Source organism: Paenibacillus sp. JNUCC 35 (assembly GCF_058269095.1).
On record NZ_CM177771.1, the window covers coordinates 4,026,043 to 4,052,205 of the forward strand.

26 protein-coding genes are annotated in these 26,163 nt (G+C 52.8%); 6 read left to right on the forward strand and 20 right to left on the reverse strand.

Annotated elements, in window-relative coordinates; translation table 11 throughout:
* Positions 1 to 20 precede the first annotated feature (20 nt).
* From AC2TF6_RS17975 to leuC, 11 genes are all read right to left on the reverse strand, one after another.
* The gene (locus tag AC2TF6_RS17975) at positions 21 to 1,871 is read right to left on the reverse strand and encodes an ABC transporter ATP-binding protein (protein WP_491307920.1); all 1,851 of its coding nucleotides are present in this window, start codon (positions 1,869 to 1,871) and stop codon (positions 21 to 23) included.
* On the reverse strand, positions 1,864 to 3,648 hold the full coding sequence (locus tag AC2TF6_RS17980; protein WP_491307921.1) for an ABC transporter ATP-binding protein: 1,785 nt from the start codon (positions 3,646 to 3,648) through the stop codon (positions 1,864 to 1,866). The genes AC2TF6_RS17975 and AC2TF6_RS17980 overlap by 8 nt, the downstream gene beginning before the upstream one ends.
* Before the next feature lie 382 nt (positions 3,649 to 4,030).
* On the reverse strand, positions 4,031 to 4,222 hold the full coding sequence (locus AC2TF6_RS17985) for a hypothetical protein (RefSeq protein ID WP_491307922.1): 192 nt from the start codon (positions 4,220 to 4,222) through the stop codon (positions 4,031 to 4,033).
* Between the two features lie 53 nt (positions 4,223 to 4,275).
* Positions 4,276 to 8,058: a dynamin family protein gene (locus AC2TF6_RS17990; RefSeq protein WP_491307923.1), complete on the reverse strand. Its 3,783-nt coding sequence runs from the start codon at positions 8,056 to 8,058 to the stop codon at positions 4,276 to 4,278.
* A gap of 199 nt (positions 8,059 to 8,257) precedes the next feature.
* Entirely contained in the window at positions 8,258 to 8,536 is a 279-nt protein-coding gene (locus AC2TF6_RS17995) for a hypothetical protein (RefSeq protein WP_009675599.1), read from the reverse strand.
* Between the two features lie 29 nt (positions 8,537 to 8,565).
* A complete protein-coding gene (gene nth, locus AC2TF6_RS18000; protein WP_042228337.1) occupies positions 8,566 to 9,225 on the reverse strand; it encodes an endonuclease III in 660 nt (219 codons plus the stop codon).
* Positions 9,226 to 9,379: 154 nt separating this feature from the next.
* On the reverse strand, positions 9,380 to 12,067 hold the full coding sequence (locus AC2TF6_RS18005; RefSeq protein ID WP_491307924.1) for an S-layer homology domain-containing protein: 2,688 nt from the start codon (positions 12,065 to 12,067) through the stop codon (positions 9,380 to 9,382).
* Between the two features lie 38 nt (positions 12,068 to 12,105).
* A complete protein-coding gene (locus tag AC2TF6_RS18010) occupies positions 12,106 to 12,690 on the reverse strand; it encodes a GerMN domain-containing protein (RefSeq protein WP_009675537.1) in 585 nt (194 codons plus the stop codon).
* Positions 12,691 to 12,711: 21 nt separating this feature from the next.
* Positions 12,712 to 14,121: an N-acetylmuramoyl-L-alanine amidase family protein gene (locus tag AC2TF6_RS18015; protein ID WP_491307925.1), complete on the reverse strand. Its 1,410-nt coding sequence runs from the start codon at positions 14,119 to 14,121 to the stop codon at positions 12,712 to 12,714.
* Positions 14,122 to 14,423: 302 nt separating this feature from the next.
* Entirely contained in the window at positions 14,424 to 15,032 is a 609-nt protein-coding gene (gene leuD, locus AC2TF6_RS18020) for a 3-isopropylmalate dehydratase small subunit (protein WP_491307926.1), read from the reverse strand.
* 35 nt (positions 15,033 to 15,067) lie between these two features.
* Positions 15,068 to 16,489 (reverse strand): 3-isopropylmalate dehydratase large subunit, encoded by a 1,422-nt coding sequence (gene leuC, locus AC2TF6_RS18025; protein ID WP_491307927.1) that lies wholly within the window; start codon positions 16,487 to 16,489, stop codon positions 15,068 to 15,070.
* Positions 16,490 to 16,619: 130 nt separating this feature from the next.
* On the opposite strand from leuC, the gene AC2TF6_RS18030 reads away from it, so the two are divergent.
* From AC2TF6_RS18030 to AC2TF6_RS18045, 4 genes are all read left to right on the forward strand, one after another.
* Entirely contained in the window at positions 16,620 to 17,534 is a 915-nt protein-coding gene (locus AC2TF6_RS18030; RefSeq protein ID WP_491307928.1) for a LysR family transcriptional regulator, read from the forward strand.
* Positions 17,535 to 17,635: 101 nt separating this feature from the next.
* Positions 17,636 to 17,896 carry a GlsB/YeaQ/YmgE family stress response membrane protein gene (locus tag AC2TF6_RS18035; protein ID WP_491307929.1) on the forward strand — a complete coding sequence of 87 codons (261 nt, stop codon included), beginning with the start codon at positions 17,636 to 17,638 and terminating at the stop codon, positions 17,894 to 17,896.
* 78 nt (positions 17,897 to 17,974) lie between these two features.
* Positions 17,975 to 18,340 carry a YtxH domain-containing protein gene (locus tag AC2TF6_RS18040; RefSeq protein WP_009675571.1) on the forward strand — a complete coding sequence of 122 codons (366 nt, stop codon included), beginning with the start codon at positions 17,975 to 17,977 and terminating at the stop codon, positions 18,338 to 18,340.
* 126 nt (positions 18,341 to 18,466) lie between these two features.
* Positions 18,467 to 18,796, forward strand: a complete 330-nt coding sequence (locus tag AC2TF6_RS18045) for a DUF5665 domain-containing protein (protein WP_491307930.1) — start codon at positions 18,467 to 18,469, stop codon at positions 18,794 to 18,796.
* Between the two features lie 147 nt (positions 18,797 to 18,943).
* Here the strand turns inward: AC2TF6_RS18045 and AC2TF6_RS18050 are convergent, their stop codons facing one another.
* The 6 genes from AC2TF6_RS18050 to AC2TF6_RS18075 all read right to left on the reverse strand — a co-directional run bounded on the left by AC2TF6_RS18050 (position 18,944) and on the right by AC2TF6_RS18075 (position 22,627).
* Positions 18,944 to 19,258, reverse strand: a complete 315-nt coding sequence (locus AC2TF6_RS18050; protein ID WP_009675559.1) for a hypothetical protein — start codon at positions 19,256 to 19,258, stop codon at positions 18,944 to 18,946.
* Positions 19,259 to 19,404: 146 nt separating this feature from the next.
* The gene (locus AC2TF6_RS18055; RefSeq protein WP_491307931.1) at positions 19,405 to 20,346 is read right to left on the reverse strand and encodes a magnesium transporter CorA family protein; all 942 of its coding nucleotides are present in this window, start codon (positions 20,344 to 20,346) and stop codon (positions 19,405 to 19,407) included.
* Positions 20,347 to 20,439: 93 nt separating this feature from the next.
* The gene (locus AC2TF6_RS18060) at positions 20,440 to 21,219 is read right to left on the reverse strand and encodes a sigma-70 family RNA polymerase sigma factor (RefSeq protein ID WP_103995048.1); all 780 of its coding nucleotides are present in this window, start codon (positions 21,217 to 21,219) and stop codon (positions 20,440 to 20,442) included.
* A complete protein-coding gene (gene rsbW / locus AC2TF6_RS18065) occupies positions 21,216 to 21,665 on the reverse strand; it encodes an anti-sigma B factor RsbW (protein ID WP_218229859.1) in 450 nt (149 codons plus the stop codon). Before rsbW ends, AC2TF6_RS18060 begins: the two co-directional genes overlap by 4 nt.
* 20 nt (positions 21,666 to 21,685) lie before the next feature.
* Entirely contained in the window at positions 21,686 to 22,021 is a 336-nt protein-coding gene (locus AC2TF6_RS18070; RefSeq protein ID WP_009675595.1) for an STAS domain-containing protein, read from the reverse strand.
* A gap of 147 nt (positions 22,022 to 22,168) precedes the next feature.
* Positions 22,169 to 22,627, reverse strand: coding sequence for a DUF948 domain-containing protein (locus AC2TF6_RS18075; protein ID WP_009675468.1), 459 nt, complete (start codon positions 22,625 to 22,627; stop codon positions 22,169 to 22,171).
* A 193-nt stretch (positions 22,628 to 22,820) separates the two neighbouring features.
* On the opposite strand from AC2TF6_RS18075, the gene AC2TF6_RS18080 reads away from it, so the two are divergent.
* Complete coding sequence (locus tag AC2TF6_RS18080; protein ID WP_491307932.1) at positions 22,821 to 23,282, forward strand: Dps family protein; 462 nt, start codon at positions 22,821 to 22,823, stop codon at positions 23,280 to 23,282.
* A 40-nt stretch (positions 23,283 to 23,322) separates the two neighbouring features.
* The gene (locus AC2TF6_RS18085) at positions 23,323 to 23,481 is read left to right on the forward strand and encodes a hypothetical protein (RefSeq protein WP_009675476.1); all 159 of its coding nucleotides are present in this window, start codon (positions 23,323 to 23,325) and stop codon (positions 23,479 to 23,481) included.
* Between the two features lie 398 nt (positions 23,482 to 23,879).
* Here the strand turns inward: AC2TF6_RS18085 and AC2TF6_RS18090 are convergent, their stop codons facing one another.
* From AC2TF6_RS18090 to AC2TF6_RS18100, 3 genes are read right to left on the reverse strand one after another with little or no spacing between them, the layout of a single operon-like run.
* Entirely contained in the window at positions 23,880 to 24,515 is a 636-nt protein-coding gene (locus AC2TF6_RS18090) for a hypothetical protein (RefSeq protein WP_491307933.1), read from the reverse strand.
* Positions 24,516 to 24,571: 56 nt separating this feature from the next.
* Positions 24,572 to 24,964, reverse strand: coding sequence for a general stress protein (locus AC2TF6_RS18095; protein ID WP_491307934.1), 393 nt, complete (start codon positions 24,962 to 24,964; stop codon positions 24,572 to 24,574).
* 13 nt (positions 24,965 to 24,977) lie between these two features.
* On the reverse strand, positions 24,978 to 26,159 hold the full coding sequence (locus AC2TF6_RS18100) for a glucose-1-phosphate adenylyltransferase (protein ID WP_491307935.1): 1,182 nt from the start codon (positions 26,157 to 26,159) through the stop codon (positions 24,978 to 24,980).
* Positions 26,160 to 26,163: the final 4 nt, after the last annotated feature.

A 26,163-nucleotide genomic window follows, 5' to 3' on the forward strand; every position in this document is an offset into this window, starting at 1 on the left:
TCTTCATGCATGCAGGCTCGTTAAATCGCATCCTGCAAAAATTTATATTGAGCCTGAATCAGCCCGTAATAAATGCCCTGATGCTTCATCAGCTCATCGTGATCGCCGGTTTCCATAATTGTCCCGTGATCGAGAACGATAATCTTATCCGCACCGCGGATCGTGGACAACCGGTGGGCTACCATGAAGGAAGTTCGGCCTTTCAAGAGCGTTTTTAACGCTTCCTGGATACGCAGCTCCGTCTCGGTGTCGATGCTTGCGGTTGCTTCGTCCAGAATGAGGATAGCAGGGTCCGCGAGCAGCGCCCGGGCAAACGAGATCAGCTGCCGCTGCCCCATCGAGAGCGCGTTCCCCCGTTCCTGAACCTCCGTATCGTAGCCGAAGGGCAGCTTCAGGATGAAGTCATGCGCATGAACCGCTTTGGCGGCCGCTTCGACCTCTTCATCCGTCGCGTCGAGCCGCCCGAAACGGATATTGTCGCGGATCGTTCCCGAGAAAATGAACGTATCCTGCAGGACGATTCCAATCTGGGACCGCAGACTTTGCAGCTTAACATCGCGTATATCCTTCCCGTCAATACGTACGCAGCCTTCCGTCGGATCATAGAAGCGGCAGAGCAGGTTAATGATGGTGCTCTTGCCCGAACCCGTATGACCGACAAGAGCAATGTTCTGCCCCGGCTGAACGTCCACATTGATATGGTTCAGGGCGGTCCGGCCTTTCTCATATTCGAATACGATATTCTCGAAGCTGACCTGCCCCCGGATCGGCGGAAGTTCGGCAGCGTTTTCTTTCTCGCCGACGGTCGGCTGCTCATCCATAAATTCGAAGATGCGCTCGGCCGAAGCCATGGCCACGAGAAGCTGCGAATACATTTGGACCATCCGGTTGATCGGCTCCCAGAAGTTCCCGATGTAGCTTGCGAAAGCAACCAGGAGACCGACCGTAATTTCCTCGGACTGAATCAGGCTCGCTCCGTACCAGAACAGGATAAAATACCCGATCGCGCCCGTAATCTCAATGATCGGCCCGAAGCTTTGGTTCAGCTTGGAAGCCCGGTTCCACGCCTGTTTGTTGTCCTCGTTCATCTGTTCGAAGAAGCGGATATTTTCCTTCTCCTGCGTATATGCCTGCGTGACCCGGATTCCTTGAATACATTCGTTGAGATGGGCGTTCAGACGGGACTGCTTGATATTAACCGTCTGCCACGAGCGTCTGACCCGTTTGCGAAGCTGGGACGAAACGATAAACATGAGCGGAACCGTAATAATAATCGCGGCTCCCAGTTTGAAATTGATCGTCAGCAGAATAATCACGATCCCGACAAGCTGGACACAGTCGATCATCATGTTGACGACACCGTTCGTGAACAAATCCTGAAGGGAGTTCACGTAGTTCGTTACACGCACAAGCACCGATCCCGCCGGCCGCTTATCGAAAAATTCGAAGGACAGCCGCTGAATGTGCCGGAACAGGTCGTGCCTGAGGTCGTAAATCACGCGCTGGCCGATTACACTCGTATACTTGATGCGGTATTTATTCGCCAGCCACTGGATGATATACACCCCGAGCATTAAAGCGACCATGCCGAATAAAAATTTAGCGTCCCCGCCGACATGAAGCGACGAATCGATCGTCGTACTGATGATAAGCGGGATCGACAGCTTCGTTACCGCTCCGACGATCATCATGACGATTACGATCGGAATAATCTGCTTGCTGTAAGGTTTCATGTAAACGGCAAGTCGTTTAAACTGCCCCCAGTCAAACGATTTCTCTAGCATCTCGTCGTCTTGGTAGACGAACCGTTCGCCGCTCCCGGCTCCTTTGCCGTTCACTTTCTCTTCGGACTGCCGCTGCCGGTTACTCATGGACTGCCGCCCTCCTTTGCTGCGCATCCGCCGCTCCCGCGACATCGGGATGATCCGAATATTGGATGCGGTACGTTTCCAGATAAGGGCCTTCTTGGCGGATCAGCTCCGAGTGAGTCCCTCTTTGCACGACGCGCCCTTTATCCAGCACGATAATTTCGTCGGCGTGTTTGAGTGAAGAAATACGGTGGGCGATAATAAACGTTGTCCTGCCCCGCATCACTTCCTTGAATCCCGCCTGGATTTCCTGTTCCGTCTCCATATCGACCGCGCTGGTCGCATCGTCCAGAATAAGAATTTTAGGATCTTTAATCAGAGCGCGAGCGATGGCGATTCTCTGTTTTTGTCCGCCCGAGAGGCCCATTCCCCGCTCACCCACGACCGTGTCGTAGCCAAGGGGCATCTCCATAATAAAATCATGCGCTTTCACAAGCTTGGCGGCGCGGATAATCTCGTCCATCGTAACGTCTTTGCGCCCGTACGCGATGTTGCCCTTGATCGTCGAGGAGAACAAGAACGTTTCCTGGAAAACCGTCGCGATCTGGCTTCGGAGACTTTCCAGCCGGATGTCCTTAATATCCATTCCATCCAGTGTGATCTGTCCGGTTTTCACGTTGTATGCCCGCATGAGCAGGGAAATAATCGTCGATTTCCCGGACCCCGTTCCGCCCAGAAAACCGATGACGGTTCCGGGAGGCGCGTTCAGACTGAGATCATGGATAGCGGCCTCCGCATCCGGATAAGCGAAAGTCACCCGGTCGAAGCAAACATGCCCTTTTACGGTATCGGGGTTCAGTTCGACTGCGTGCTCCCCGTCCTTCACATGAACGTACTGATGGAGAATTTCGAGAATTTTCTCACCCGACGCTTTGGATTGCGTATAGTTATTAATGTGAAATCCGATTCCCCACATAGGCCCGATGATATACCAGACGAGGCTGAAAAAAGCGACGAGTTCTCCCACGGACAGCGATCCAAGGATCACCATGTAACCGCCCACACCGAGCAGAATAACGGCACTCAGGTTCGCGATCAGCTCCATCACCGGGAAATACTTGGACCAGATCTCCGAAGTAATGACGTTGTTCGCCCGGTATTCCTCGTTGCGGAGCGTAAATTTCTCGACTTCGTAAGGTTCGCGGGCAAAAGATTTCACCGTCCGCACCCCTGTAATATTTTCCTGCACAGCCGTCGTCATATTGCTCATGGAAGCCCGGAGCGAACGAAAGGCCGGATGGATTTTTCCTTCAAAACGAATGGCCGCAAAAGCCAGAAAAGGCATCGTCAGCATCGTCAGAAGCGTCAGTTTCCAGCTGATTGAGAACATCATGACCATTCCGAAAAGGACCATCAAAAACACGTTCAGAATTTGCGCGAAACCGAAGCCGATGAAATTCCGGATCGCTTCAAGATCGGCCGTAAGACGGGACATCAGATCCCCGGTTCGGGCTTTGTCGTAGTACTGGAAAGACAAGTACTGGAGCTTCTCGTACATCGCCTCCCGCATGTTATACGCGACCCGGTTGCCGAGCCGCCCCCCGCTGAACCCGTGCAGAAACTGGAACAGCGCTTTCACCGCAATCACCCCTACTACGAATAGAGCGAGTACAGGGACCTGATCGTAGCGCTTCACCGCGATAACGTCATCAATGAGATAACGCAGCAGGTTCGGGTACACAAGCCCCAGGGCCGTCGTGCAGATCAAGCAAAAAATAGAAGCGAAAAGCAGCTTCCGTTCGGGCCAATAAAACCGTTTGAGCCCCTTAAAGACTTCCATAGCATCCTCCTGGACATGGGCCAAGTTCACCGAATTTTGAGCAAGGCTTTACCTAGCAAACCTTAATGAATCTTAACACCATCCCCGTAGGGCGGCAACGAGTGGAAAGAGGCTGAATTCCCCTTAACCCTTCATTTGTTCACGATTTAGACACCTGAGAGTTGCTATCCTTGTAAATCATCAAATTTCCCATCAATGAAAGCGGTATCATAACAAACCTAACTAAACCCGGATTTTTCTCTAATTCGTCTTTAAATGCGTGCCGTTACTTCTCCTTTTTATTGTAAAAAAAGAAAGACCTTCACCCGAAATTCGGTGAAGGTCTTTGTCTCTTACGATATGGCCGAGGGCGGACTGAGGACGGCAGAAGCTCTCTGACCGCCTAATACGCCTGCCTCAAGGCCGGTTTGCCTGCTTGCGGTACAATGCGGCCGGAAAAACCCTCCCTGGAGAAGGACAGGACGACCGTCGCAGTCGTTCGCCCCGTAACGCCCGGCCCGGCGTATCCGGACAAGCCAACCTCCTCCGTTCCCTGAAAGAGCAGAGCCGCGCTGAGCAGGACTCCTTTAAACACGTGCCTGCCTCAAGTCGAAAGCAGCCAAAGACGCCGGGCGATCCCGTTTCCTGTTAATGCCCGGCCGAAGCTTCTCCGCTCCGCGACGGAATCCATTTGGCGAGCTCGTCGCGCTTCGAAGCCAGCACACCGACATCCGTCCGCATTTGGAGCGCGTCTCTCATGCCTTCCAGATGCTCGCGGTAGCTCTCAAGATGTCTTTCTTCCAGCACCGCGAACGTTTCCGACAGATGTCCCGCATACAATTCCTTCAGCATCGCTACGGCGCTTTCTACAAACCGAGCGACCGGATCGTTCAGTCTGCCTTCAAGCTCCGCCCTGAGCTTGCTTTTTCCTTCGCCTTCGAAGAAATACTTGGCGTTCTTGAAATGAGCGGCAAGCACTTTGTCCGTTACATCGGGAGCTTCCAGAGGCAGCTTGTTATCCGGCGTGTCGAAAGAAACGGATTCGTACGCTTCGAATTCGTAGCTTTCCAGCAGTTTGCGGAGTCCGGTTCCCCACGATTCGTAAGTCCCTTTCGCAAGCTTGTTCAGAAACTGCTCGATCCGCAGACTGGTCGCCAGCACTTCCTGCTGAAGATCGAATTCGATCATCCGAAGGAGGTCGCGCCAGCTTTCGCGCAGGGCGGCTTTGGGGTCCCCGCCCCCTTCCCGGAAGGAAGCCGGGTTGAAGGAGGCGTTGTACAGCTCGCCGAACCGGTACATCGTCCGCTGCTTCACGTAATAGAGCAGCTCCTGGATTTCCTTGGCCAGTTCGCGCTGCACAGGCGCAGAGTCCGTATCCTTCAGGAGACGAACGGCCGCTTCCTCCGCACGCTCCAGCGCCTGTAAACGCGCTTTGCGAGCCTCTTCCCCCTGCTGCGCTCCTTCGATACGCTCCTGGAGAACATGCAGCGCCCGTTCAAGCTCCTGGTCGGCGGAGCGCAGCGAAATATCCGTCAGCTCCTCCAGCGTGAAGCGGATAAAGTCCTGTTCGAACGGAACAATGCCGGAAGCCCCCAGCTTTTTGTCGTCCCCGGACAACTTCCCTTCGGCGGCCAGATGGCTCGACACCGGGTAAATTCTCGGATGACGGATTCCGTGCTGGAGCAGGTTCGTTTCAATGTGACGGACAACGCCCTGCAGCTCTTCCTCGCTTGCGGCCAAATCCGCGGCATTGACAAGAAAGAACATTTTATCCAGTTCAAAGCTGTCTTTAACCCTTCCGAGCTGCAGCAAAAACTCACGGTCTGCCTGGGAAAAGGCATGGTTATAGTAGGTCACGAACAAAATCGCGTCCGCGTTCTTGATATAGTCGAAGGCGACGCCCGTGTGGCGCGCATTGATCGAATCCGCTCCCGGCGTGTCCACGAATACGATTCCCTGCTCCGTGAGCGGCGTGGAATAATGCAGCTCGATGTACTCGACGAAGCACGACTTGGATTCTTCCGCCACATAGCCGGCGAATGCATCCTCTCCGACTCTCTGCTGCGTTCCGAGAAGCGGGGCGGCATCGGGCCAGCCTTTGGCAACCGCTTTGAGGAACGTAAAGTGCGGCTTGCCCTTGGCCGTCACGCTTTCCGGCGTAAGCCCCCGGATCGCGGCCAGCGCCTCTTCCATGGCGGATGCCCGGACGCCCAGCACATCCAGGGAGAACAGCACGTCCTGGAGCATCACTTCCGCCGACTTCATCTGCACCTTGGCCGTTCCATGCGGCCAATCGGCCGTAGGCGGCACGATTTTGTTAATCGCCGCCGTCGTCGGATTCGGCGACACGGGCAGTACGCGCTTGCCGATCAGCGCGTTGGTGAAGGACGACTTGCCGGCGCTGAAAGCGCCGAACAAGGCGACCGTGAACGTCTTATGCCGCAGACGTTCGGCCTTCTCGCGCAGCGAGCGCACAATCGATCTCATCGACGGCATATCGCCGAGGAGATCCGCCGCTGCCGCGAGATCCTGCGCGCGGCGCTCCGCGCGCTTCGCGCCGCCGAGCTGCAGCCCGCCCGCGGCCGCCGCCGTGGCGCCGGAGGCGGCGTTGCCGCTCGCCGGGGCTGCGGACGCTCCGACAGCCGGAGCGTTCTGCGGCGCAGCGGCCGTGCCGCTTTCCCCGTCCGCGAGGCTGTCGCGATCCCCCGGCGCGGTATGCGCCGCACGCAGGATCGTCTCCATCTCGGACGTGTGCAGCACGCCGCTTACCGCGGCCTCTTCGCCGCGGTAAGCGGCAAGATCCGGCAGCTCGTACGCCTTCGCGTGCGGCCAGGAGGCCAGCGCACGCAGAGACTCCTCGCGGGCCGCCTCCTCGCTCTCGAAGCGATTCAGCTCGCGCAGGGCGCCAAGCCGCTCTTCCAGCTGCCGCAGATCGGGCGCCAGCTCGGAATCGAGCTGGACCGAGCAGCTGCCGGCAAGGCCGGCGAGCCGGTCGATCATGGCGAGCGCCGCGCGCCGCGCGGCCGTTTTCAGCTCCGCGGCCGTCTGGCGCATATACGTCATCGTGTATTCGTTTCCGAACACGGCTTCCGTGTTGACCTGCGAAGCGAGCCACGGAGACGTGATTTCCACGCTGAACGCGTCGATATCGGCCAGCAGTTTCTCGTCGGTCATGCCAATGCCGCTGTATGCTCTGCGAAGCGCATCCCTCAGATGCCAGTCCATCTGGGCGTGAACCTGCTCGGCGTAATCCTCGCGGAATACGTCCAGACGCCGCTCCACCTCCGCGGCCGTCTTTGCGGCCGCTCCGAAGAAGCCGACCTTGAAACCCGGCTTCCGGCTGAGCAAATATTCATGCGCTTTGTCGCGGGTTAGCGCGGGCGTTACATTCGCATTGTCGATGATCGCCGCAATCTCTTTCCTCAGCGAGTCCGTCAGCTGGCCGGGCAGCGACTGCGCTTCGTTCAGGCGGCGGGTCAGTTCCTCGTACTCGGCCAGTACTCCGGCCGACTCCTCTTCGTCCACACGCTCGCGCAGAACCGCTTTCTGCGGTTCGCTTTGCTCCCTCAGCCACTGGATATGCTCGCCGATCAGATGATCCGCCGCCGCGTCCACACTCGCTTCGCGAAGCTCCAGCTGCATGCCGATCAATCGGGACAGCAGCCATTTGAGCTTGCCGGACTCGTTGCGGGGATGGTCCGGCTGCTTCATCGTCACGAAGAACATTCCGTCCGGGTAAATGCCCCAGCTGCGGAATGCTTCCAGTGCGCTTTCTTTGTACGTGTCGAAAGAAAGCTCCTCTTCCCGGTGTTTATCGATTTGATTCACGATCAGATAAAGCGGCTTGCCGCGCTCTTTCATCTGTTTCGTGAAGGCCAGGTTTACTTCCGATTGAACATGGTTATAGTCCATGACATAGAAAACCGCATCGGCCAGATGCAGCGCCGACTCCGTAGCCATGTGGTGAGCCCCGTCCGTGGAATCGATTCCGGGAGTATCCAGAAGCACGGCGTGCTCCCCGAGAAAAGGCAGCGGATACGAAATACGAACTTCCTCGATATCCGTTCCGTTAACGCAGTAAGCGTCCAGTTCGCTCAGCGGAATCCGACGTATTCTCGCCTCTTCCTCGCCTTCGCTCCTCTGAACGACTTCCGCCCCTTCTTCCCCGCTCTCGATGCTTACGATATTCGCGCTCGTCGGAATCGGGCTGGAAGGCAGAAGCCGGTGCCCGCATAACGTATTGATCAATGTGGATTTGCCCGCCGAGAAATGTCCGCAGAACGCGAGGACGGTTTTCTCGCCGCCGAGCTTGTCTTCCAGTTGAATCAGCTTGCGTACCCGCGCGCCGTCGCCGGCCCCCTTCATTTCTTCCCGAAGGCGGCCGAATGCGCGGAGAACCTCGTCCTTTCTTTGCTCCATAAGTACATTCATTGAGTTTCTAATCTCCTTCTAATCTCCCATGCCATTGATATCGGTTTAAGTGTAATCCCGGGTGTTCCGGAAGTCAATTTCTGTTTATACGCAAAAACCCGTCCGTCGCGCACGGTAAACAACGCCGAAATATCGGCGTGTCCCTGGCGGACAGACGGGTAACCTGCTTGGAAGCCCGGTTGGTGCGGAGCTGAGCGGTTTAGGAAACCACTGCGCTCTCTTTTTCTTCCGGAAGGAAGATTTCAAAAACGTCGCCGTGTTGAAGGATGGTAATGTCGCCTTCTTTCACTTTCATGACAACCACTTCCGGTTTCGTTCTCATTTTTTCGAGATAGTTCTCAGGCACTTCGCCGGATTCGCTGACGATAACGCCTTGAATTTCTTTTTCTTCATTTTCGGAGAGCGGTGTGTTCATGATTGTCTCGTACAAATCGGAAAATAGTTCAAAATCTTTCGTGTAAACAGCTATGCATTTCATTTCTACTCATCCCTCACTACACATTCTTTTTAACTAGTTTTGCTTACTTTCTTGATTTTCATACGTTTTTTTCCTTCCGGGCAGATATCAAGCAGCGGGCAAATATCGCATTTCGGCGACTGCGCCTTGCAGTGGTACCTTCCGAAAAAAATAAGCCGGTGATGCGTCAAGGTCCATTCCTCGCGAGGCACTTTTCGCATCAATTTCTTCTCGACTTCGAGTACGGAGTCGTCCTTGCCCGCCAGCCCAAGCCGCTTCGACACCCGCTCCACGTGAGTATCGACGGCGATTGCAGGGACTCCGAAAGCATTGGAGACGACTACGTTAGCCGTTTTACGGCCTACACCGGGCAGTTCCACCAGCTGTTCGTGCGTGGTCGGAATCTGGCCGTCGTAGCGTTCGAGAATGAGTTGACACAGCTTCTGAATGTTCTTCGCCTTGTTGCGGTACAAACCGATGCGTCGGATGTCCTGCTCAAGCTCCTCCAGAGGGACGGCTAAATAATCTTCCGGCGTCTTATATTTTTGAAACAGCGTCTGGGTGACTTTATTCACGGTTTCATCTGTACACTGGGCGGAAAGAAGCACCGCAATGGTTAACTCGAACGGATTCGAATGGTTCAATTCGCAGTGCGCGTCTGGAAACATTTCACCAATCGTGTCCAAAATGTGCCTTACCTTCTGATTCATGAGTACCTCTTCTTCAATTCCCCGTTTTCCTTTTACAAGTGTAGCGGAATGTTTGTCAGGTTGCAATGGAAGGATGCAAACAAATGCGAACATTTTTCAAAAAGTTTTGGACAAAGAAAAAACCGCCCTCACGGAGAGGACGGTCAGGCAATCCTTACTTTTCCATTTCGATGATTTTGTTATCTACGATGTAAACCGTTACCGTCTCCCCTTTGTTGAAAGAGGAAGCGGTGAGGGTTTCGGAACCTTTGTGATAGTAGGCGCTGCGGTGGATATTGTAGCGCTCGGTAGAGCCGCTCGCATCGAACTGGATTTGGTTCACCGCGTACTCGTAGCTGCTGAACGTCTTGGTCATCGCAGCGGCTAACTGTACGTTGATTTTTCCGTTCGACTGCTTAATCACTTGGACGCGATCTCCGGCTTTTACCGCATTCAGGCCGATCAGGGTTGTCCCGTTCTTAACCACTGCATCCGTGCCGATGGTATACAGCTGGATTTTGCCCGTAGGCTCCTGAATGGTCAGCGTGCCGTTAACGGAATCCACATTCGTCACTTTTCCGCGGGAAGGAGCTACAATCTCCGCTCTCACGACGCTTCCGCCTTTATACGTCAAGTACAGATAGTCATCGGGCAAAATGTCCGTGGCTGTCGCCGACGTACCGTCGCTTCTGACAATCTTGGTGTCTTTCAGCGTAAACGTTACGCCGTTGTTGAGCTCGTCTACGGCCGTAACCTGCTGGGAGCTGTTTACATACTGAACCTTCACGAGCGTGGAACGGTCGACGACTACTTTCGTTACGCCCGCTTGACTATAATCGAGAGATGCCGTTACCAGATCCCCGATTTTAAGATCCGCGAGGGTTGCGCCGCTTTTGTTCGGAATTTCTACGGCCGGCGAGTACATTTTGAATGTAAACGACTGTCCGTTGTTCGCACGGATCGACATTTCGTTGGCCACCGTGCTGATTTGCGTGATCGTGCCGCTGACGTCAAGAGAAAGCTGAATCGCCGTCACCTTGTTCTTCGATACTTTCAGGTCGACTTTCTTGCCCTCCGTGAAGAGAGAAGCGAAGCCCGGATAGTTTTTAAACGACATCGACGTCCCGCCGTACGTAACGACCGTATTATCCGAGATCGTGTACGCACCCGGCGTCCCGTCCGCATGCTGAACGTTCAGCTGATTGTATTTCGAATCGAAACGGATAAACGTTGCGAACAAAAGATTGGAAATCGAGCGGTTCGTCACGGTGATTTTCACGATCTGGTCGTTCGCGATATCCATCGTCAGCTCATCATTTTCATACAGGTCATACAGACTCGGGGAACCTACGCCGTCGATCACCACTTGTACGTTGGCGGATAGTTTACCGGCGCCGAAGCTGCCGTCCGTTTCCTTGTAGAAGATACCCGTTTTATCACTGCTCAGGCTAGAAAAAGTACCTTTAACCGTTTTGCTGACGCCGGTTCTCGTTTTGATTTTGACCTGCGTGATTTGGCTGTTCTCAATCGTGTAGGAGATGGCGTCTCCCGCTTTGATCGCGGTTTTGTCCACGAGGCGGCTATCCGCATCTACGATCGTCGGATTTTTGGCCAGCGTGTACGACTCCGATTGTCCGCTCGTCAAGTCCACGACCGCTACGGTGTCTCCGTTCACGCTCTGAACCGTACCTTCGGACGTTTTGTTCACGGGCACTTCACGGACGACGACTTGGCTGTATTCCTTGCTTCCCGTGATGGAGTTGCGGCGGAGTTCCAGCTTGCTGCCCACCACGAGCGAAGACAGGCTGATTTCCTGGCCTTTGGCATCAAGCACCAAAGCTCCGCTGCCGATTTCGTACGCTTCGAAATTGTCCAGCGTAAGTTTGCGGTCCTTCACGTTAAGCAGCGTACCCGTAATCTTCTCGGAGCGGTCTTCGTCTTTGAGGACCTCGGCGTAATAAGCCGTTCCGCCCTGTTGGACGAGGGAAACCTGGTACGTGTACTTAAGCTCCGAAGAATTGATCGGGATGTCGTTCTTGTTTCCGTAGAAAACGGATTCCGGTGTCAATTTGTAAGAAGTGGTTTTCCCCTTCTCGTCGAAGATGCTGATTTTATCCGCGCTGACATGATTCACATAACCGCGAACGACGCGGGTCGACAAGTTCTTGCTGTGACGCTCGGCCCGGCTGAGGAACGTGGCCATCTGTGCGCGGGTGACTTCCCCTTTCGGACGGAAGGTTCCGTCCTCGAAGCCGTCTACGATTCCCAGAACGGTTGCCGCGCTAATGTAAGGCTTAGCCCAGCTGGAAATGTTCTTCAGATCGGTAAACGCCGGTGTGTCGTCCGTGAGACCGTTAGCCGTTTCCTGCTGTCCGATCGCCCGGATCGTCAGCTTCGCCACCCATTCGCGGGAAGCGGGCTTGCTGCCCCAGTTTTTCGAGCCGTCCTTTTCTTCATCCACGGAAATCAGCTTCTTCTCAATCGCGGCCGCTACATATTTCTGGGCGTAAGTGTCCACTTTCAGCGGGAGATTGTAAGACGTATTCTCACTAATGCTGGATTCAAGTCCCAGTGTACGGACAGCCATAATAATGACATCCTGCTGGGAGACGGAAGCTTCCGGACGGTAATTGCCTTTCTCGTCGCCCTCAACAATGCCTTCAAGCGCGAGTTTAGTAATATGTCTCAGTGCCCAGTGAGTGTTCACCACGTCCGGAAAATTCTTTTTAAGCTCCGCTGCAAGGGTAGCTTGTGTCGATGTCGAAGTGTCGGTCGTCTTGTTGTCCGCATAAGCCGGACTTAAAGAAATGCTGGAGGCGATCAAAGCGCCTGCCAGCAACATTGCGGTTTTATTCGTTTTCATACTTGCCCGTGTTCTCCTCTCGATTGCACGTTCTCTCTTTATTTGCGTTTAATCGGGTAAGGCAGATCCATATGGCCCATCAGGGATTCCACCTGTCCGCCGTCTTTCGTAATGTAGATGGCTTTCACTTCCGGGAACTGGAACACCGTTTTCTTCAGGGCATCCAGGAAAAACTGTTCCCCGCCAGAGCCGAGCTGTGCGCCTTCGCCCAATTTCAGGTCGAGCTTGAGCTCATCCTTCTCGAACTTAACCGACTGGAACGTCACGTCTTTAAAAAGCGGTACGGCTTGGGCATCGTCGCTTTTCTTCAAAGCTTCCAGGGCCGATTTATACTTGTCCCCTTCGGTTTTATAAGAAATTTTGACGTTCTTCTCTACCAGCTTCGTAAGATCCGGATCGCTGTAATAAGCTTTAATCTCAGTTTGTTTAGCCTCCGGTGAAGGAGATGGTGACGGCTTTACGGAAGTAGTCGGCTCAGGTGAAGGGCTGACGGTTTGCACCGGCGCCGGTGTGGAACCTCCGTTATTGCTTGCCAGAGGCTGCTGCTTCTGGCCGCAGCCTGAAGCGACCGCCAACACCAGAGACCCTACCACGATTCCCTGTACCCATAGTTTTTTCTTCATGCTACACCCACTCCTTGCTTATTACGAAATCTTCAAATACTCTTTGATGGCAGCTACGAAAGAGGCCGCGACTTTGTCCTGGAAAGCGGACGTGTACATAAGGGCTTCCTCCTGCGCGTTGGACAAAAATCCGACTTCGGCAAGCGCTGCCGGCATCTTCGTTTCTCTTACGACGTGCAGGTCGCCTTCTTTAACGCCCCGGTCTTTAAAGCCGGTTGCTTCGAGCAAATGCTTCTGAACGACGCTCGCGAAGGCTTTGCTGTCCGCACGCTCGTAATAGAAGGTCTCGGTACCGCCGGCTGTCGGAGTCGCCTTGTTAGCGTGGATCGAAAGGAACAGGTCGGCATCCAGGTTATTGGCAAATTCGGAACGGCCTTTCAGTGTGACAAAAGTGTCCGTGGAACGTGTCATATAGGTCTGGATGTTCGGTTCTTGCTCCAGCAGCTTCGCTACTTTATTCGCTACGGCCAGTACAAAATCCTTTTCTTTCTTATTGGTCAGGGAAACCGCGCCTGAATCGGTTCCGCCGTGACCGGCGTCAATAACGACTTTGTATTTGGTTTTACCCGGTTCCGGAGCTTTCAAAACTCCAACGAGCAGGTTGGCCTGTCCCGCTGCGGCGCTGATCGCAAGATCCGCTTTCGCTTTCATGTCAAGCGTAATTCTTACGGTAGCCGGATCGTTGTTGAAATTCGAAAATCTTACCTTCTCCACCATCGGATGCAGGGAAGGGACTTCTCCGACATTGTTGACGAGTTTGGCGGCGAGCGAGGCGTCAAGCTCCGTACCCGGCAGATCGATGACGATCCGGTCCGGCGAGGTAAGCTTGAATACGTTCGCCTGGGGGGACTTCTTGTCCGTTCCGACCAAAAGCTGATCCTTGGTCAGTTGGATCGTTTTCACAAGCACCTTATCCGATACCTGGCCGGGATTCGGCGTTGGCGTTGGTGTTGGCGTCGGCGTTGTGGGCGGTGTTCCCGCACCGGAGCCTTGTCCGCTCTTCGGGAAAATTTGTACTGTGCTGGTTTCTTGAACCCATTTGAAATCGTAGCCGATTTTCTGTCCGACGAACCTAACGGGAACGAGCACATTGCCCTTCACGTTCATCGGGGCGACCTCAAGTTGTTCAGCCCTGCTTCCGTTAACGACCGGAATGCGGTCACCGACTGTAAGCTGGATCTTCATGCTGTCACGAACAATAGTCGCGGTCTGCTTCGACTGATCCCAGGTCACCTTGGCGCCGAGTTTCTCGAAAATTTGCCGAATCGGAACCAACACATTACCATCCACGTTGAGCGGGTCCACTTCGGTTGTCAGCGTCTTGCCGTCCAGCACGATTTTAGCGGTTGGGGGGGACGTTGCACCGAAAGCCAATGAGGGCAGGAGCAGAGCGATCATGAGCAGCGTGGCGACAGTGGACCAAAGTTTCATCATACACCTCTTACACTTATTTTTCAGCGTTCGTCTCTTCTCGCCGAGTTGTCCGCCTCATCTCTATTCTACCAAATTATGCTACGGTCGGACAACGAGAGCATAGATTCGACGGCGCCGAACATAGAGTTAGACGCAGGTTTAATGCCAAAAGTTGCACTATTTCGCCTAATAACCTTGAAAATCGGCTTTTTTGAGGTAGTTTGATAGATTTAAAGAGATATATTGGAAAAGGGGGAAAACGGCGAAAAACCGTTCCCTGTGGAAGGGAACGGCTATTGGAAAAGAGGCGGACACGCCGTTTACAGATTCAGTGCAAGGCGTTCTTGATGCTGCGCTTCGTAAGCGGAAATTTTATCCGCGTGCTGCAGCGTCAGCCCGATATCGTCAAGCCCTTGAAGAAGGAATTGGCGGCGGTGCTCGTCAAGATCGAAATCAATCTTCAGACCGTGCTCGTCGGTCAGCGTCTTGTTTTCCAAATCGATATTGAGCTTGTAGCCCTCGTGTTTCGCCGTGCGCTGGAACAATTCTTCCACCTGTTCTTCGCTCAGCTTAATCGGCAGAATGCCGTTTTTGAAACAGTTGTTGTAGAAAATATCCGCGTAAGAAGGCGCGATGACGACTTTGAAGCCGTAATCGAGAATCGCCCATGGCGCATGTTCACGGGAAGATCCGCAGCCGAAGTTAGCGCGCGAAATGAGCACAGATGCTCCCTGGTAACGCGGCTTATTCAGATCAAAGGTCGGGATCACCTGGCCGTCCTCGGTGAATCTCCACTCGAAGAACAGAAATTGTCCGAAGCCGGTGCGCTCGATACGTTTCAAAAATTGTTTAGGAATGATAGCGTCTGTATCTACGTTGACACGGTCAACCGGTCCGACGAGTCCGGTGTGTTGTTTGAATGCTTCCATGATTGATTTCCTCGCTTCCTGTTATCTCGTTCTGGTTACGCTTCCTGCGGCACTTTGTACGTCCAGCCGCGCACGTCCGTGAAGCGGCCTTCGATCGCCGCTGCGGCGGCCATCTCCGGAGAAACAAGGTGCGTTCTGCCTCCGCGGCCCTGACGGCCTTCGAAGTTGCGGTTCGATGTGGATGCGCAGCGCTCACCCGGGCTGAGAACGTCCGGATTCATGGCGAGACACATGCTGCAGCCCGCATCGCGCCATTCGAAACCCGCATCGATAAAGATTTTATCGAGGCCTTCTTTCTCGGCCTGCAGCTTAACGCGGCCCGAACCGGGAACGACGATGGCGTTGACGTTCGCATTGACTTTGTAGCCGCTCGCCACGGCCGCTGCACGACGCAGATCCTCGATGCGGCCGTTCGTGCAGGAGCCGATGAATACGCGGTCGACGGTAAGCTCCGTCATCGGTGTTCCGGGCTCAAGGCCCATATATTCAAGCGCCTTCTCGGCCGCTTTACGATCGTTCTCCGTCGTCATTTCCTGCGGGTTAGGCACGCTGTTCGTGACGCCCGTGCCCATGCCCGGACTTGTGCCCCAGGTAACCTGCGGCACGAGGGAAGCGGCGTCGAAATCAACGACAAGGTCGTAGGACGCGCCTTCGTCCGTGGTCAGCAGCTTCCAGGCTTCGATCGCCTGGTCGAACGCCGCATCCTGCGGTACATACTGGCGGCCGCGCAGGTATTCGAACGTCGTCTCGTCCGGAGCGATCAGTCCCGCTCTCGCACCGGCCTCGATCGACATGTTGCAGACGGTCATGCGCTCTTCCATGGACAATTCGCGGATCGCCTCGCCCGTGTATTCGATGACGTAGCCTGTCGCAAAGTCCGTTCCGTACTGGGCAATGATGCCCAGAATAAGATCCTTTGCGGTCACGCCTACGGGCAGGGCGCCGTTCACGCGGACTTCCAGCGTCTTCGGCTTCGCCTGCTGCAGCGTTTGGGTAGCAAGCACGTGCTCGACTTCGCTTGTGCCGATCCCGAACGCCAGGGCGCCGAAAGCACCGTGCGTGGACGTATGGCTGTCGCCGCAAACGATCGTCTTGCCCGGATGAGTCAAGCCGAGTTCAGGCCCCATAACGTGGACAACGCCTTGATCCACATGGTTCAGGTCGAACAGGGTAACGCCGAAATCGCGGCAGTTCTGCGAAAGCGTGTCGATCTGCTGTTTGGAAATCGGGTCCTTGATGTTGAAACGGTCCTTCGTAGGCACGTTGTGGTCCATCGTGGCAAAAGTCAGCTCCGGACGGCGCACCGGGCGCCCGCTGAGACGGAGTCCTTCGAAAGCCTGCGGAGAAGTTACCTCATGTACGAGATGAAGATCGATGTACAGAATGCTCGGTTTTCCTTCTTCCTGGTAAATCACGTGGTTATTCCAAATTTTTTCGAATAATGTTTTTTTGCTCATGTCGCTCACCCCAGATAAAGATTCCGTTAATGAAATTGATAATCTTATGCTATCATTTCTTTCTTCATTGTTCCAAGATATAATAACTATAACCTTCATAGGTAAAACCAATAATAAGAGGAGCCTTCATATGGAACTTCGCCAACTGCAATACGCCGTACAAATCGCCCTGGAGCGCAACTTCTCACGGGCGGCTGAAAAGCTTCATATCGCCCAGCCTTCGCTCAGCCAGCAGTTATCCAAGCTCGAACGCGAAATCGGCGTTCTGCTTTTCCAGCGCAGCACCAACTCGGTAGAGCTGACCCACGCCGGTTCTATTTTTGTAGATAAAGCCCAGGCCATTCTCGATTCGCTCGAGCAGTTGAAACAGGAGATGGAAGATATCTCCCAGATGAAGAAGGGCAAGCTCGTTGTCGGAAGCATGCCGATCACCGGCTCTACGATCATGCCCTATGTGCTGCCCGTCTTCCAGGCCGCCTACCCGGATATCGAGGTCGTTCTCGTCGAAGAGACTTCCGCCAACTTGGAGAAATTGACGACCAGCGGCCAGACGGACATTTCCCTGCTCGCTCTTCCCATGCAGGAAGATTCGCTTGTCTACTCCCACCTTATGGAGGAAGAAATCGTCATCGCCTTTCCGCCAAGCCATCCTCTTGCCAAGCGGCACATGGAAAACGGGGAGCCTGTCACGATCTCCGAGCTGGAAAACGAAGCGTTTATCGCCCTCAAGAAAGGCCAGGGGTTCCGTAAAATCAACGTCGCCCTGTGTCAGGAAGCCGGCTTCACCCCGAATATCGTCTTCGAGAGTTCCAATATGGAGACAGTCCAATCTCTTGTCGCCGCCGGAATGGGCATCTCCTTCGTACCTTATCTGATCGCCAAAAGAACCCGCAGCGAGCTGTCTCCCGTTCACCTTCCGCTCCGGAATCATCCCTCCCGGACGCTGGTTATCGCCCATAGGCGGGGGCGTTACCTGTCGAAGGCGGCGGACGCCTTTATCGAGACGATTCAGGCGGTCATGAAGGATCAGGGCAGCTTCGAATAAGCCGACAAACGGAAGTCGTTCAAACTCCATTTGTTTCATCTCGTTCGCTGCCGGGTAGAAAAAAGTACGGCAGAATCAACAAGATAAAGGGGAGTGGAACCATGATAGGCTTCATTATTACCATTATAATGGCCGTAGTCATCGGGATTATCGGCGACGCGATCGTCAGAAGCAATATGCCCGGAGGCATACTGGGATCCATGCTGGCCGGTTTTGTCGGAGCGTGGCTCGGTTCTTTGCTTCTCGGCAGCTGGGGTCCCGAAATCGGCGGTTTCTCTATCATTCCGGCTATTATCGGAGCGGCGTTATTCGTTTTCCTGATCGGCCTTGCCAGCCGCGCTTTTCACCGCGCCAATGCTTAACCCGCGGAAACACTTCACATTTCTATAAATGTATCTTGTGTTTTAAAAAAATGATTTCAGGTAAAGGAGATGGATCATATGTCTAACGAATCCAAAGGTAATGGCGTATTGCTTGGTACTCTGGTAGGTGCAGGTGTAGGCGCGATCACCGCCCTTCTTCTTGCCCCTAAAACAGGCCGTGAAATGAGGGAAGACCTCTCGGTCAAATATTCCGAATGGATGGCGAAAGGTCAAGAACTTGCATCCGACGCCAAAACGAAAGTTGCGGATGTTGCCAGCCGTGTGAACGAACAGACCAGCAATCTGGTTGACCGTTCGAAAGATTTGGTCAGCAGCGCAGCGAATTCCACGAACCGCGCTCTCGACAATGTGAAAGAAATGAAAGAAGAGCGTACGGACCAAATGCTGAACAGCATGGACCCGTCCAATAAACCGATGAACTAAACCGCTTCGGGAACACCCATTGGAATTGTTCCGAGCATCGGCAGCCAGCTTCTCTGCGGAGAGCTGGCTGTTTTGGCGAAAGCCGCCCAGGAGCCGTTCAAACTGACTGAAAGAGGTGCATTCCGTATGAGACATTCTTCTCCCACCCGTGAGCGCCGAGTCCCTGGAGAGGTACCGATTCCTTCCCAGGAACCGAGCCGGAAGGAATTGGCGCTGGAACGCCTTGCTACCATCCTGGAACGCTCCGAGTATAAAGATGTGATCGAAAATTATCTCAATCCGCGCAAACGGGTTATCACGAATTTCACTGCCGGCCTGGCCAGAGGCTTGGGGCTGACGATCGGTACGACGGTTGTAGTCGCTCTGCTCGGCTGGATCGTTTCCCAGTTCCTATCCATGCCGATCATCGGAGAATTTATCGCGAAACTCGTATCCTACGTGGATATGTATAAATAAAACGAAGACTGCCAAGCCGGCTACCGGCTCAGGGCGGTCTTTTTATTTACGGCTATATCGTATAGACACCCATCCTTCCTTCCCTTTACACCCTAAAAAAAACAGCCCGGAAGCAGATGGCTCTGCCCCGGACTGTCGTTATTTTTATTACGCAAAGAGTGCATTCACTTGTTCCCTCTGCATCTCTTCGTTCAGAATTTTGCTGACCGGAATCGGATGTTTATCCGGCTTTACCAGGAAAGTCTCCTGCAGGTAAAACCCGTTTTCTTTCGCCTTGGCGTAGGTTTCACAAAAATGATCGGCTGCACGGACCGCACGGTAGAATTCTGAATACGTTTCCAAAATATTCCCATTGCCAAGCGGGTTCGTACTAGCACGTATACAAAGCTGATAAGTCGCTCCGTCAACTTCACGAACCAGAATCTCGCTGCCTTCACAGTCGATCGTATATTTGACTGTCATAAGACTCACCGCCTCCATTATAGTGGGAATTCATTTTAATTGGGTATGGTGATTATTTACCCATGTTCCCCTCTACTTGAAACGATTTCTTCCGACAACCGCCCGTCATCCAAAATGCGGATTCGCCCCTAACGGGGCGCGGCCGTTTATTTCAGATTGGAATTTTTGCTTTTCCCCTTGATAATGTCGCCCGTCCAGCCCTTCCAATGCAGCCAGCCGAGGACGACGATCGGCAAAGCCACAATGAGACCGAGAGCCAGATAATAGCCAGCCGTCCACTTCAGCTCCGGCATATTCTCGAAGTTCATGCCCCATATCCCCGCCAGCATCGTAGGCGGCGCAAATACAGCCGTAAAGACCGTCAAGGTCTTCGTAATCTCATTCCCCCGGTAGTTCGCAATACTCGTATCCAGAGCCAGCAGAGCCTCTACCTCTTCCGTATACAGCTTCAGTCGCGTCATAATCCTCTCGATTTTGATGCACGTTCTGCGGTGTTCCAATCCTTCTTCCATATTCTCGACAAACAACTCTTTGGTCGTCATCATCGTGTCTTTGAGCGGACGCACCCATTTAGTCATATCGAGCAGCTCGTGCCGGCGGTCAAGGATGCGGTCCAGCAGCTTGGAATTGTTTCTTTTTCTCATATGCTCCCCGACCTGGCGCATTCTTTTCTCATAATCCGTCAGAACATGGAGCAGCCGCTCCGCAATATAGCCCAGGATAACGAAAAGACCTTCAAGCGCATTCTTGGCACTCAATGCCTGTTCCCGGATCAAGTCCGGATCAAAGGGAGCCAACAGCTCTTCTTTGAAATTAATCGTAACCAGATGATCCTCGTTGACTAGAAAATGAAAGATCGGAGTGCCTTCCCGGCATTCGGAGTCAAAATCGTAATAGAAAGCTCCCTCCAGCAGCTCACTTCCTTTATTACGATATAAACGGGCCTCGAACGGTTCCGCTGCGGCCTGTTTCACGAGCGGCTTCAACTCTTCGGGCAGCTTATCGATCGCTACATGGATATCTCCGTCCTTATCATGCAGGTCGTGCCAAACCCAATTCGATGAAGATTCCAGCTCTTTATCTTCCATGTGCACCCTTCCTTTACTGGTATGATGTCATTAAAAAAGAACACGCTGTAACAACGTGTTCTTTTCTGCAGGTTCTATTGCTGCATGAACGAGTCAAGCTCCTTCACCCGGCTTGTTCTTCTCGAAATATTTGCGCAGCTTATCCAGCGCCCTGCGCTGAATACGGGATACGCTCATTTGAGAAACGCCAAGATCCTGGGCGATGGTTCTTTGCGAATATCCATCCACGTAAGCCAGCATCAGGACTTTCTGCTCCTCAGGCTTGAGGTGGCTCAGCGCCTCCTGCAAATCGAGTTTATTGTCGACATTGAGATACTCATCCACTTGAGTACCCAGTACATCGCCAATCGTCGACCCGTTCTCTTCCGTTGAAAGCGGCATGTCCAAGGACACATAATGATAGCATTCACGTCCGGCCAAAATTTCAATCGTTTCCTCGACAGTCAGACTCAGCTCTTCCGCAATCTCATTCACATTGGGGGATCGCTCCAGCCGCATCGTCAGATGATCGATCGCCTGCTGGATCTGAAATCCTTTTTCTTTAATCCGTCTCGGAACCTGAATATACCAGGACTTGTCACGAAGATAATTCTTCATGTGGCCGATAATGCTCTTCATCATATAAGCATCAAACTGCACACCGTGAGAAGGGTCAAACTGCTTAAACAGCTTCAACAGGGAGATTTGCCCGATTTGGATCAGATCTTCATACAGATCCGGACGGTTGCGGGACATCTTCGCTGCGGCCATTTTCACAGTAGACTCGTATTGAATAAGCAAAGAGGTAGCGATATCATTGCATTCGGTCTCCTGATACTGTCGAATCAGATCATGGATATGCTCCATCTCTTTCCTCTCGGATTGTAATTTCATACCATTTCCTCACTTTTGCTGACCAGCTTCGTTAAGATAACAACAGTCCCATGATCCCCTTTCACCTCTACATCGTCCATCAGGGCTTGCATGAGATATAATCCGAGGCCGCCGCTGCTCACTTCATCGAGTGATTTGTTGTGCAAAGAGTCGGCGGAACCCACTTTCGTGACATGATCAAAGCTGAGACCCTGATCCTGCACGATAATTTTAATGCCGCCGTCCACCTCTTCGAAATGAACTTCCATTTTGCCGCCCTGGCCCGGCTCGTAAGCGTGAACCACAACGTTGTTGCAAGCCTCCGAAACGGCGACTTTCATATCTTCGATATCTTCATAAGAGAAACCCATCTTGGAGCTGATTCCATAGAGCGTCAAACGGACGAGATCGATGTATTCAGCTTCAGCAGGCAGCGTTAAACTCACAGTACGATTTTTGGATTCCATAGACCCTTTTCTTTCCTTTCTTAGTTCACAGTATTCGCTACAGCCGACAAAAAAGGTGTTAGCCCCGTAAGGTCAAACAACTTCTGGACCTTGGGAGGGATATTCTCAACCGCAAAAGGCGCTTTTAAAGCGTGACGGGTTTTGATGATCGTAAGGATAACTCCGATTCCCGTGCTGTCGATGTATGTCAGTTCTTTAAGATTGAGAATAAGTTTGCGTCCCACATCTTGCACAAACGGGTCCACGTTTGTATTAAACTCGGAAGCCTTGGAAAGATCCAGCTCCCCGATCAGAGAAATAATGTTATCATCATCTGTAATTTGTTTTTCCATTCGGAATTTGTTTTCTTGCACCATTTATTTGTCCTCCTTAGTCAATGACCCACCATTTATAATACCTGCACATACTACTTACTTTACCCGCCCTAATTCCAAGTGAAACAGCTTTTTTATCTTTCTTGTTTTTACCAGCCCGCTTCGGGCTATTCTTTGTAAGAAGCCGTCTTACTTGACGGCTACGCTTTTGCTGTTCGTCGTGCGGCTCTGCTTCAATCTCTTCCACATATCGACCGCTACCGGAACCAGAGGCGCGATTCGGTTCACGATGCTTTTCGGAGAGTTCAGCTCTTTCTCCACTTTGTTTCTCATTGTATTCGTTACGGTAGCCGAGGTTTGGCGCACGGAAGTCGTAATCTCGCTTACCACATCCCCGACATTTTTAATGGTATAAAAGGTTTTGTCGAGCGCATGCAGCTTGTTGCGCACGTCCAGGCTAACCTCATTGGTATGACGAAGCAGTTCGTTTGCTTCCTGGCTTACCACCGTCACCTGCTGCTGAACTTGCTGAATGGTCTGGTTGGTCTGGGCAACGAGATCGGTAACCGACCGGAGTGTCTTCACCAGAAAAACGACGAGCACCACAAAGGCAATCGCAATAACCGCTAAGCTAATTTGCCATATCATAAGCTATCCCCTCCCTTATACGTGAACCCTGCTCATGAACCTGCCGAATCGACCGGCTTATCTCAGTTTTACCACCTGCCGGGCACTTTGAAACACCGGATATTCCGCTATAATTTGCCTTGTTTCGCCGGGGGTAGCTGCGGGTAATGAGCTTGTAGACACGACTATTCAGAGTTAAAGGGAGGAAATAAACATGGCTAAAACATCTACAGCTAAAGAAAAACAAACCGTAACTTTACTTAATAAACAAGTGGCAAATTGGGGTGTCATGTACGTCAAGCTGCATCAGTTCCATTGGTACCTCAAGGGCCCTTCGTTCTTCGTTCTCCATGTAAAATTCGAAGAGCTCTATAAAGAAGCCGATCTTTACCTCGACACGATTGCCGAGCGTATCCTTGGACTTCAGGGAAGCCCGCTTTCCACAACGAAAGAATTCCAAACGAATTCTTCTATCACAGAAGTTTCTCCGGAACGCAATGCCGGCCAAATGGTAGAAGCGCTAATCCAGGACTTCCGCACCATTACGGAAGAATCCAAGGAAGCGATCGAAACCGCCGAGAACGAAGGCGACCACGGTACGGCGGATATGCTGACTGAAATTTGCACCAACCTTGAAAAACACATCTGGATGCTGGAGTCTTACATAAACGATTAAGACTACCGCAATTGATCTGGTGAAGGAAGGAGGATTACCCATGGATCAAGACAAGAATGTCGACATCGAGCAGAGGCATATTGAGAAAAGATCGGATTCGAGCGCCGTCGCTTCAACTTTTATCAAATATGCGGCCTATCTCATCATTTTCTTTGGTTTCCTTTACTTCCTCGTTAAATATGTATTCCCTAAATTTTAATAGATCTCCTTCAATCAGCCTTCTTGCAAGGCTGATTTTTTGTGTCTCGTTACACGGGCTCTATCTTCGCCGTTCAGGTGTCTGACTTACCGACATGCGACGCTGCATCACGCCGGAGCTGTACGAAGTGCGATGCGGGCGTTATAACTCTCTGCTAGCTTTATCAGGAGTAGTTATTGGAACATCTCGATGACATAAAGAGTCTTACGCCTACTCCGGACGGGCTTCAATTGCCTTTTACTTCTCCCGTTCCTGTCACCGCCAGCCGCTGCGTTATCTGGTCCGGCAGCAGGATTGAGCTTAATCCAGTCAGGAAAATCGGCTCCAAATGGAAACAACAAAAAAACCCGCTTGGCGCGGGCCCGTTTCTACTACTTGGATTTCGATTAGATGAACCCTTATTCCGTAACGCTGGAGAAGAAATGAACCGATTTTAACTGACCGCTGTCAGGGTCTACAAACAATTTCAGCGCTTGACTATCCTGCTTATAGACCAGACCGTCCTCGGCCACCCAGTAGGGCTCTCCCAGCGTCTTTTCGAGCGCTTGCAAATTATTCGCCACCGGCTTGCCGTCGATATTAATCTGTTTGTGATCCGGGGTAACTTCTACATATTCAACCCCATATTCACCTACGGCAACGCTGCAATCCGGATACTCAAGAATTTTCGTTTCACCGAAAAATTCATCCTTCCGGATGGATTTCGGCTCTCCCTTCCGCTTCACAATCGTATTCACATCGTCGGATAAAGAGATGCCGTTTACGCGTTCCAGTTTGATGGAGCCGGAAGCCCTTACAGGCGTTTCTTCGGCCGGAACCACCGCCGGCTTTGCCGTGACCGTACCGTTAGCGTTAGCCGTCTTGTATCCCGCTATCTCCGTAATGGCGCCTCCAGCGCCAAGAACCAAAGGAGGTGCTGTCTTAGAAATGAGTCCGTCGTCCGCACCTGCGGACGCAGGCACCTCAAGTCCATGAGCGCCGCTGAAAAGCAGCGCACCGCCAAGCAGCGCCATCGTCAATGATTTCTTGTTCATCTGGAGTCCCTCCTAAGACGTATTGGGGTCATGAGCGGCTAAGGGATATTACAGAGTTATTGGCCCGCGACAGAAGCTTCAATCGCTTGATCCGCATAACTGGCATCATAGGCATAAACAAACTGACTGGGAACCGCCACGACCACAATGCGCCCCCGCGAAATTTCCTCTTCATAATAAGGAATCGCACTTCCCGCCAGCCCCAGCGAGATGAGCTTGGAGCGCATCGCCCTGCCGCTGCCGCGGAAAATAGTCGCCATCGTATAGGCCATTTGCTCTGCGGAGAAGCCGATACGGCTTGTATAACGCGGTCTCAGCATTTCCTCCGTGTCTACCGCTTCATCGGACAGCACGTGAATGCAGTGCGGTTCGCACCCGGCGGTTTGAAGCTGACGAATGACATCGCAGATTTCCTTCTCGCTGTCGACGACAATAATGGAATGGTTCACCTGAATATCCCCCTTAACCGATTCGCTGCTCGAGACGAGGCAGGTAAATTTTCGGAGCTTTGTCGTTGATCTTGTAAAGCACCTCATGATCTCCGACCACACTAATCGTTTGGGTCTCCGTCTTGCCTACCGTTACACCGTCGCACAATACGCTTCCCTCGCCGATAATGGCTTTATGGAGCTTTACGTTGTTCCCTATCCGGACATTCGGCATGATCACGCAGTCCGTCAGAACGCTGCCTTTTCCTATGTAAACTCCATGAGAGATTACCGAGTTCTGAACGTGACCGTACACGGCGCAGTTCTCGCTGATCAGGGAACGGTCCACTTTGGCCGTACGGTCGACGTGCGGCTTTGCGTTGGCAATCCGGGCCGTATACATCGGCCATTCCAGCTCGCTCATCAGCGGAGAACCGTTCAGCAGGTCCATCTGTGCCTGCCACAGGCTGTCGATGGTGCCGACATCTTTCCAATAGCCCTCATAGGAGAAGGAATGAACGCGAACACCTTCCTCGACCATCATCGGGATGACATCCTTACCGAAATCGTGGGAAGAATCCGCAGACATATCGTCGCGCTCCAGCACTTTTTTCAGGAAATCCCAGTTGAATACGTAAATTCCCATCGAAGCCAGATTGCTTTTCGGCTGTGCCGGTTTCTCTTCAAACTCGACAATGCGGCCTTCCTCGTCCGTGTTCATAATTCCGAAGCGGCTCGCTTCGTCCCAGCCTACCGGCTTAACCGCGATCGTCGCGACCGAACCGAGCTTTTGATGCTGTTCGATCATTTTGCTGTAATCCATTTGGTAAATGTGGTCGCCCGAAAGCACCAATACATAGTCCGGATCGTGCTTTTCGATAAAATGGCGGTTCTGATAAACCGCGTTAGCCGTTCCCGTAAATTCGTTGCCGATTACATGCTCCTGGTTCGAGCAAAGCATTTCGACGCATCCTTTGTCCGTTTCACTGAGCCAAGCTTCACCTGTTCCGATGTGCTGATGAAGGGATTCCGGTTTGTATTGGGTGACAACACCGATCGTGTCGACGCCGGAGTTGCGGCAGTTGCTGAGCGCGTAATCGATCATACGGTAGCGGCCCGCGAAATGAACCGCCGGTTTCGCCGTATTTTGGGTAAGAGCGCCCAGTCGGCGGCCTTCACCTCCTGCTAGTAGTAAAGCTACACTCTGTTTTCTCATCTCT

Bases quoted from the DNA above. Each gene is read 5' to 3' on its own strand.
- AC2TF6_RS18005 (WP_491307924.1), bottom strand. From the start codon at position 12,067: ATGAAAACGAATAAAACCGCAATGTTGCTGGCAGGCGCTTTGATCGCC.
- AC2TF6_RS17995 (WP_009675599.1), bottom strand. From the start codon at position 8,536: ATGAAATGCATAGCTGTTTACACGAAAGATTTTGAACTATTTTCCGAT.
- AC2TF6_RS18015 (WP_491307925.1), bottom strand. From the start codon at position 14,121: ATGAAACTTTGGTCCACTGTCGCCACGCTGCTCATGATCGCTCTGCTC.
- AC2TF6_RS18055 (WP_491307931.1), bottom strand. From the start codon at position 20,346: ATGGAAGATAAAGAGCTGGAATCTTCATCGAATTGGGTTTGGCACGAC.
- AC2TF6_RS18100 (WP_491307935.1), bottom strand. From the start codon at position 26,159: ATGAGAAAACAGAGTGTAGCTTTACTACTAGCAGGAGGTGAAGGCCGC.
- AC2TF6_RS17975 (WP_491307920.1), bottom strand. From the start codon at position 1,871: ATGAGTAACCGGCAGCGGCAGTCCGAAGAGAAAGTGAACGGCAAAGGA.
- AC2TF6_RS18075 (WP_009675468.1), bottom strand. From the start codon at position 22,627: ATGATATGGCAAATTAGCTTAGCGGTTATTGCGATTGCCTTTGTGGTG.
- AC2TF6_RS18010 (WP_009675537.1), bottom strand. From the start codon at position 12,690: ATGAAGAAAAAACTATGGGTACAGGGAATCGTGGTAGGGTCTCTGGTG.
- AC2TF6_RS18080 (WP_491307932.1), top strand. From the start codon at position 22,821: ATGGCTAAAACATCTACAGCTAAAGAAAAACAAACCGTAACTTTACTT.
- leuC (WP_491307927.1), bottom strand. From the start codon at position 16,489: ATGAGCAAAAAAACATTATTCGAAAAAATTTGGAATAACCACGTGATT.
- AC2TF6_RS17990 (WP_491307923.1), bottom strand. From the start codon at position 8,058: ATGAATGTACTTATGGAGCAAAGAAAGGACGAGGTTCTCCGCGCATTC.
- AC2TF6_RS18040 (WP_009675571.1), top strand. From the start codon at position 17,975: ATGTCTAACGAATCCAAAGGTAATGGCGTATTGCTTGGTACTCTGGTA.
- AC2TF6_RS17980 (WP_491307921.1), bottom strand. From the start codon at position 3,648: ATGGAAGTCTTTAAGGGGCTCAAACGGTTTTATTGGCCCGAACGGAAG.
- AC2TF6_RS18070 (WP_009675595.1), bottom strand. From the start codon at position 22,021: ATGGTGCAAGAAAACAAATTCCGAATGGAAAAACAAATTACAGATGAT.
- AC2TF6_RS18060 (WP_103995048.1), bottom strand. From the start codon at position 21,219: ATGAAATTACAATCCGAGAGGAAAGAGATGGAGCATATCCATGATCTG.
- AC2TF6_RS18050 (WP_009675559.1), bottom strand. From the start codon at position 19,258: ATGACAGTCAAATATACGATCGACTGTGAAGGCAGCGAGATTCTGGTT.
- nth (WP_042228337.1), bottom strand. From the start codon at position 9,225: ATGAATCAGAAGGTAAGGCACATTTTGGACACGATTGGTGAAATGTTT.
- AC2TF6_RS18030 (WP_491307928.1), top strand. From the start codon at position 16,620: ATGGAACTTCGCCAACTGCAATACGCCGTACAAATCGCCCTGGAGCGC.
- AC2TF6_RS18085 (WP_009675476.1), top strand. From the start codon at position 23,323: ATGGATCAAGACAAGAATGTCGACATCGAGCAGAGGCATATTGAGAAA.
- AC2TF6_RS18035 (WP_491307929.1), top strand. From the start codon at position 17,636: ATGATAGGCTTCATTATTACCATTATAATGGCCGTAGTCATCGGGATT.
- AC2TF6_RS18045 (WP_491307930.1), top strand. From the start codon at position 18,467: ATGAGACATTCTTCTCCCACCCGTGAGCGCCGAGTCCCTGGAGAGGTA.
- AC2TF6_RS18090 (WP_491307933.1), bottom strand. From the start codon at position 24,515: ATGAACAAGAAATCATTGACGATGGCGCTGCTTGGCGGTGCGCTGCTT.
- leuD (WP_491307926.1), bottom strand. From the start codon at position 15,032: ATGGAAGCATTCAAACAACACACCGGACTCGTCGGACCGGTTGACCGT.
- rsbW (WP_218229859.1), bottom strand. From the start codon at position 21,665: ATGGAATCCAAAAATCGTACTGTGAGTTTAACGCTGCCTGCTGAAGCT.